This is a genomic window from Pseudomonas sp. GW821-FHT05H12 (genome assembly GCF_059419385.1).
Genome location: NZ_JBWKRS010000081.1, coordinates 1 through 5,798 on the forward strand (window position 1 = coordinate 1; position 5,798 = coordinate 5,798).

3 protein-coding genes and 2 tRNA genes are annotated in these 5,798 nt (G+C 61.5%); 4 read left to right on the top strand and 1 reads right to left on the bottom strand.

From position 1 onward, the window contains the following. Positions 1–178: 178 nt before the first annotated feature. Positions 179–1,375, bottom strand: coding sequence for an amino acid aminotransferase (locus tag AC07SU_RS30740; RefSeq protein ID WP_494999253.1), 1,197 nt, complete (start codon positions 1,373–1,375; stop codon positions 179–181). Positions 1,376–1,718: 343 nt separating this feature from the next. Between AC07SU_RS30740 and uvrB the strand changes: the two genes are divergently transcribed. From uvrB to AC07SU_RS30760, 4 genes are all read left to right on the top strand, one after another. After that, positions 1,719–3,734 (top strand): excinuclease ABC subunit UvrB, encoded by a 2,016-nt coding sequence (gene uvrB, locus AC07SU_RS30745; protein WP_176998708.1) that lies wholly within the window; start codon positions 1,719–1,721, stop codon positions 3,732–3,734. A gap of 205 nt (positions 3,735–3,939) precedes the next feature. Next, positions 3,940–5,421 carry a glutamate--tRNA ligase gene (gltX, locus tag AC07SU_RS30750; RefSeq protein ID WP_025856465.1) on the top strand — a complete coding sequence of 494 codons (1,482 nt, stop codon included), beginning with the start codon at positions 3,940–3,942 and terminating at the stop codon, positions 5,419–5,421. 147 nt (positions 5,422–5,568) lie between these two features. Next, a tRNA-Ala gene (locus tag AC07SU_RS30755) sits at positions 5,569–5,644 on the top strand. A 78-nt stretch (positions 5,645–5,722) separates the two neighbouring features. After that, positions 5,723–5,798, top strand: a tRNA-Glu gene (locus tag AC07SU_RS30760).

A 5,798-nucleotide genomic window follows, 5' to 3' on the forward strand; every position in this document is an offset into this window, starting at 1 on the left:
CCCCCCCCCCCCCCCCCCCCCCCCCCCCCCCCCCCCCCCCCCCCCCCCCCCCCCCCCCCCCCCCGTGCTCCTACGGGATTGCTGCATGGCTTCAGTCTAGGGGAGCCGGGCTTTTTGCGACAGGCATTAAAAAAGGGAAGCCACTCAATGGCTTCCCTTTTTTCACAACCGCAAAGGCTTACAGCACCTGAACGATGGCCTTGGTCACGGCATCAATGTTCGACTGGTTCAACGCCGCCACACAGATACGGCCAGTGTCGAGGGCGTAGATGCCGAACTCGCTGCGCAGGCGGGTGACTTGCTCAACGGTCAGGCCGGAGTAGGAGAACATCCCGCGCTGGCGACCGACGAAGCTGAAGTCGTGGCCTGGAGCGGCCTTGGCCAGTTCCGATACCATCTGCTCGCGCATGCCGCGAATACGCAGGCGCATTTCGGCCAGCTCGGCTTCCCACTGGGCGCGCAGCTCAGGGTTGTTCAGCACCGCTGCCACGATTGCCGCGCCGTGGGTCGGCGGGTTGGAGTAGTTGGTGCGGATCACGCGCTTGACCTGGGACAGGATGCGCGCGCTTTCTTCCTTGGACTCGCCGACGATGGACAGTGCGCCCACACGCTCGCCGTACAGGGAGAACGACTTGGAGAACGAGCTGGACACGAAGAAGGTCAGGCCCGACTCAGCGAACAGGCGCACCGCAGCGGCGTCTTCGTGGATGCCGTCGCCGAAGCCCTGGTAGGCCATGTCGAGGAACGGCACGAGTTTCTTGGCCTTGACCACGTCCAGTACGTTCTGCCAGTCGGCCGGGCTCAGGTCGACGCCGGTCGGGTTGTGGCAGCAGGCGTGCAGCACCACGATGGACTGTGGCGGCAGGGCGTTGAGGTCTTCGAGCAGGCCGGCACGGTTCACGTCGTGGGTGGCGGCGTCGTAGTAGCGGTAGTTCTGCACCGGGAAACCGGCGGTTTCGAACAGGGCGCGGTGGTTTTCCCAGCTTGGGTCGCTGATGGCCACGACGGCGTCTGGCAGCAGTTGCTTGAGGAAGTCTGCGCCGATCTTCAGTGCGCCGGTGCCGCCAACCGCTTGCACGGTGGTGACGCGGCCAGCGGCCAGCAGGGGCGACTCAGCGCCGAACAGCAGGGTTTGCACGGCCTTGTCGTAGGCCGCGATGCCGTCGATTGGCAAGTAGCCACGGGCGGCGTGTTGCGCCACGCGAATGGCTTCCGCTTCGGCAACGGCACGCAAGAGTGGAATCTTCCCCTCTTCGTTGCAGTAAACGCCCACGCCAAGGTTGACCTTGGTGGTTCGTGTGTCGGCGTTGAATGCTTCGTTGAGGCCCAGGATAGGATCGCGTGGTGCCATTTCGACAGCGGAGAACAGGCTCATTTTTGCGGCAGCTCTATGGGGGAAGGGAGGGACGTGTCGCGCTCCAGCCGAATGCACTAGAGCGGTGCACAAACGGGGAGCTAGTATAGAGGCCATCACCGCCTGAGGCGACAACCGAAACGGCTTTTCGGCCAAGTTTTTCGGTTTATTTGCTGACCGTTAGTCTTATTGCAACATTGATCCTGAATGGCCAGTAGGACGATTGCCTTGAAACCCGTCACATTCGGCACCACTTCTACAGCTATCATGGTTTTTTCCTGCAACCTGCGATGACTATTCGCGGGTTGCTGAGCTATTTCGTCCCTGGCGGTTTTGAGTCTGGGGTGACTTCACGAGGTACGTTATGTCGGATTTCCAGCTCGTCACCCGCTTCGAACCCGCCGGCGATCAGCCGGAAGCCATTCGCCAGATGGTCGAAGGCATTGAAGCCGGCCTGGCGCACCAGACGTTGCTCGGGGTGACCGGTTCGGGCAAGACCTTCAGCATCGCCAACGTGATCGCGCAGATCAACCGCCCGACGTTGGTGCTGGCGCCGAACAAGACCCTGGCCGCGCAGTTGTACGGCGAGTTCAAGTCGTTCTTCCCGAACAACGCGGTGGAGTACTTCGTTTCCTACTACGACTACTACCAGCCCGAAGCCTACGTGCCGTCCTCCGACACCTTTATTGAGAAGGACGCCTCGATCAACGACCACATCGAGCAGATGCGGCTGTCGGCGACCAAAGCGTTGCTGGAGCGCAAGGACGCGATCATCGTCACCACGGTGTCGTGCATCTACGGCCTGGGCAGCCCGGAAACCTATTTGAAGATGGTGCTGCACGTCGACCGTGGCGACAAACTTGACCAGCGCGAATTGCTGCGCCGCCTGGCGAGCCTGCAGTACACCCGCAACGACATGGACTTTGCCCGCGCCACCTTCCGCGTGCGCGGCGATGTGATCGACATCTACCCGGCCGAATCCGACCTGGAAGCGATCCGCATCGAGCTGTTCGATGATGAAGTGGAGAGCCTGTCGGCCTTCGACCCGCTGACCGGCGAGGTCATCCGCAAGCTGCCGCGTTTTACCTTCTATCCGAAAAGCCACTATGTGACGCCGCGCGAAACCCTGATGGGGGCTGTCGAGGGCATCAAGGTGGAACTGGCCGAGCGCCTGGAGTACCTGCGTTCCAACAACAAGCTGGTGGAAGCCCAGCGCCTGGAGCAGCGCACGCGCTTTGACCTGGAGATGATCCTGGAGCTGGGCTACTGCAACGGCATCGAAAACTACTCGCGCTACCTGTCTGGCCGTGAGTCCGGTGCGCCGCCGCCGACGCTGTATGACTACCTGCCGCCGGACGCGCTGCTGGTGATCGACGAATCCCACGTCAGCGTGCCGCAAGTGGGCGCGATGTATAAGGGCGACCGTTCGCGTAAGGAGACCCTGGTGGAATACGGGTTCCGCCTGCCGTCGGCCCTGGATAACCGGCCGATGCGCTTTGACGAATGGGAAAGCATCAGCCCGCAGACCATCTTTGTGTCGGCGACGCCGGGCAACTATGAGGCCGAACATGCGGGCCGAGTGATCGAGCAGCTGGTGCGCCCCACCGGCCTGGTGGACCCGGAAATCGAAATCCGCCCGGCATTGACCCAGGTCGATGATTTACTTTCGGAAATCACCAAGCGCGTGGCCTTGGAGGAGCGGGTGCTGGTCACCACGCTGACCAAGCGCATGTCCGAAGACTTGACCGATTACCTGGCCGACCACGGCGTGCGCGTGCGCTACCTGCACTCGGACATCGACACCGTGGAGCGCGTGGAGATTATCCGCGACCTGCGCCTGGGCACCTTTGATGTGCTGGTGGGCATCAACCTGCTGCGTGAGGGCCTGGACATGCCGGAGGTGTCGCTGGTGGCGATCCTCGATGCGGACAAGGAGGGCTTCCTGCGTTCCGAGCGTTCGTTGATCCAGACCATCGGCCGTGCGGCGCGTAACCTCAATGGTCGCGCGATCCTGTATGCGGACCGCATCACCGGCTCCATGGAGCGGGCGATTGGCGAGACCGAGCGTCGGCGGGACAAGCAGATTGCGTTCAACCTGGCCAACGGCATTACGCCCAAGGGGGTGTTCAAGGACGTCGCCGACATCATGGAAGGCGCTACCGTGCCGGGCTCGCGCAGCAAGAAGCGCAAGGGCATGGCGAAGGCGGCCGAGGAAAGCGCCAAGTACGAGAACGAATTGCGCTCGCCGAGTGAGATCACCAAGCGTATTCGCCAACTGGAAGAGAAGATGTACCAGCTGGCGCGGGACCTGGAGTTCGAGGCCGCGGCGCAGACGCGGGATGAGATTGGCAAGTTGCGCGAGCGTTTGCTGGCAGTGTGATTTGCGGTGACTGGCCTGGCCTCATCGCAGGCAAGCCAGCTCCCACATTTTGACCGCGTTCGCAGTTCGAGGTGGGAGCTGGCTTGCCTGCGATAGGGGCGGCGCGGTCCATCAGAATCACCCAAGCTGGAGCCCAACCACCTGGGGCTGTTACCATTCGCCCCTTGTTTCAATTTTCAGTTTTATCGCCCATTCGAGACCTGCCATGACCACCGTCCGCACGCGCATCGCGCCATCGCCCACTGGGGATCCCCACGTCGGCACTGCTTACATCGCCTTGTTCAACTACTGCTTTGCCAAGCAGCACGGCGGTGAATTCATCCTGCGGATCGAAGACACCGATCAACTGCGTTCCACCCGCGAGTCGGAACAGCAGATCTTCGATGCCCTGCGCTGGTTGGGCATTACCTGGGCCGAAGGCCCGGACGTCGGCGGCCCGCACGGCCCGTATCGCCAGAGCGAGCGCAGCGACATCTACAAGCAGTACACCCAGCAGTTGGTCGACATGGGGCACGCGTTCCCGTGCTTCTGCACGGCTGAAGAGCTGGACCAGATGCGCGCCGAGCAACAGGCCCGTGGCGAGACCCCGCGCTACGACGGCCGTGCGTTGCTGCTGTCCAAAGAAGAAGTGGCGCGCCGCCTGGCGGCCGGTGAACCCCATGTGATCCGCATGAAGGTGCCGAGTGAAGGCGTGTGCGTGGTGCCGGACATGCTGCGTGGCGACGTTGAGATCCCGTGGGACCGCATGGACATGCAGGTGCTGATGAAGACCGACGGCCTGCCGACGTACTTCCTGGCCAACGTGGTCGACGACCACCTGATGGGCATCACCCACGTGCTGCGTGGCGAAGAATGGCTGCCGTCGGCACCGAAATTGATCCTGCTCTACGAGTACTTCGGTTGGGAGCAGCCGCAGCTGTGCTACATGCCGCTGCTGCGTAACCCGGACAAGAGCAAGCTGTCCAAGCGCAAGAACCCGACCTCGGTGACCTTCTACGAGCGCATGGGCTTCATGCCTGAAGCGATGCTCAACTACCTGGGGCGCATGGGCTGGTCGATGCCGGACGAGCGCGAGAAGTTCTCGTTGCAGGAAATGGTCGACAACTTTGACTTGTCCCGCGTTTCCTTGGGCGGGCCGATCTTCGATATCGAGAAGCTGTCGTGGCTCAACGGCCAATGGCTGCGTGACCTGCCGGTGGAAGAATTCGCCAGCCGTGTGCAGCAGTGGGCGCTGAACCCCGAGTACATGATGAAGATCGCACCGCTGGTGCAGGGCAGGGTGGAGACGTTCAGCCAGGTCGCGCCGTTGGCCAGCTTCTTCTTTGCCGGGGGCGTGAACCCGGATCCTAAGTTGTTTGAGTCCAAGAAGCTCTCGGGCGACCAGGTGCGCCAGTTGATGCAGTTGATCCTGTGGAAGCTCGAGAGCCTGCGCCAGTGGGAGAAGGACGCGATCACCGCGACGATCCAGGCGGTGGTGGAATCCCTGGAGTTGAAGTTGCGTGATGCCATGCCGCTGATGTTTGCCGCGATCACCGGGCAGGCGAGTTCGGTGTCGGTGCTGGATGCGATGGAAATTCTCGGTCCGGACCTCACGCGTTTCCGTCTGCGCCAAGCCCTTGATTTGCTTGGTGGTGTGTCGAAGAAAGAAAACAAAGAGTGGGAAAAGCTGTTGGGCGCTATCGCTTAATCAGCCTGCTACCACGGCGAAACCCCGGTTTTCCGGGGTTTCGCCGGTAAGTGATTGTTATCCCGGCAAAAAATTTTGGAAATTGTTGAAAATAAATTTGACACACTTCCAAAGCGCCATTAAGATTCGCCCCGTCCTCACCGATGAGGGGCTATAGCTCAGCTGGGAGAGCGCTTGCATGGCATGCAAGAGGTCAACGGTTCGATCCCGTTTAGCTCCACCAATTTACAGGTTCAAGGTCTGGCCACACCGGCTTTGAATCGATCAGTTCTCAGCGCTGATCAGTTGTACAGAAGGTTTTGTCCCCTTCGTCTAGTGGCCTAGGACACCGCCCTTTCACGGCGGTAACAGGGGTTCGAGTCCCCTAGGGGACGCCA

Coding starts and splice junctions, on each gene's coding strand:
- uvrB (WP_176998708.1), top strand. CDS start 1,719: ATGTCGGATTTCCAGCTCGTCACCCGCTTCGAACCCGCCGGCGATCAG.
- gltX (WP_025856465.1), top strand. CDS start 3,940: ATGACCACCGTCCGCACGCGCATCGCGCCATCGCCCACTGGGGATCCC.
- AC07SU_RS30740 (WP_494999253.1), bottom strand. CDS start 1,375: ATGAGCCTGTTCTCCGCTGTCGAAATGGCACCACGCGATCCTATCCTG.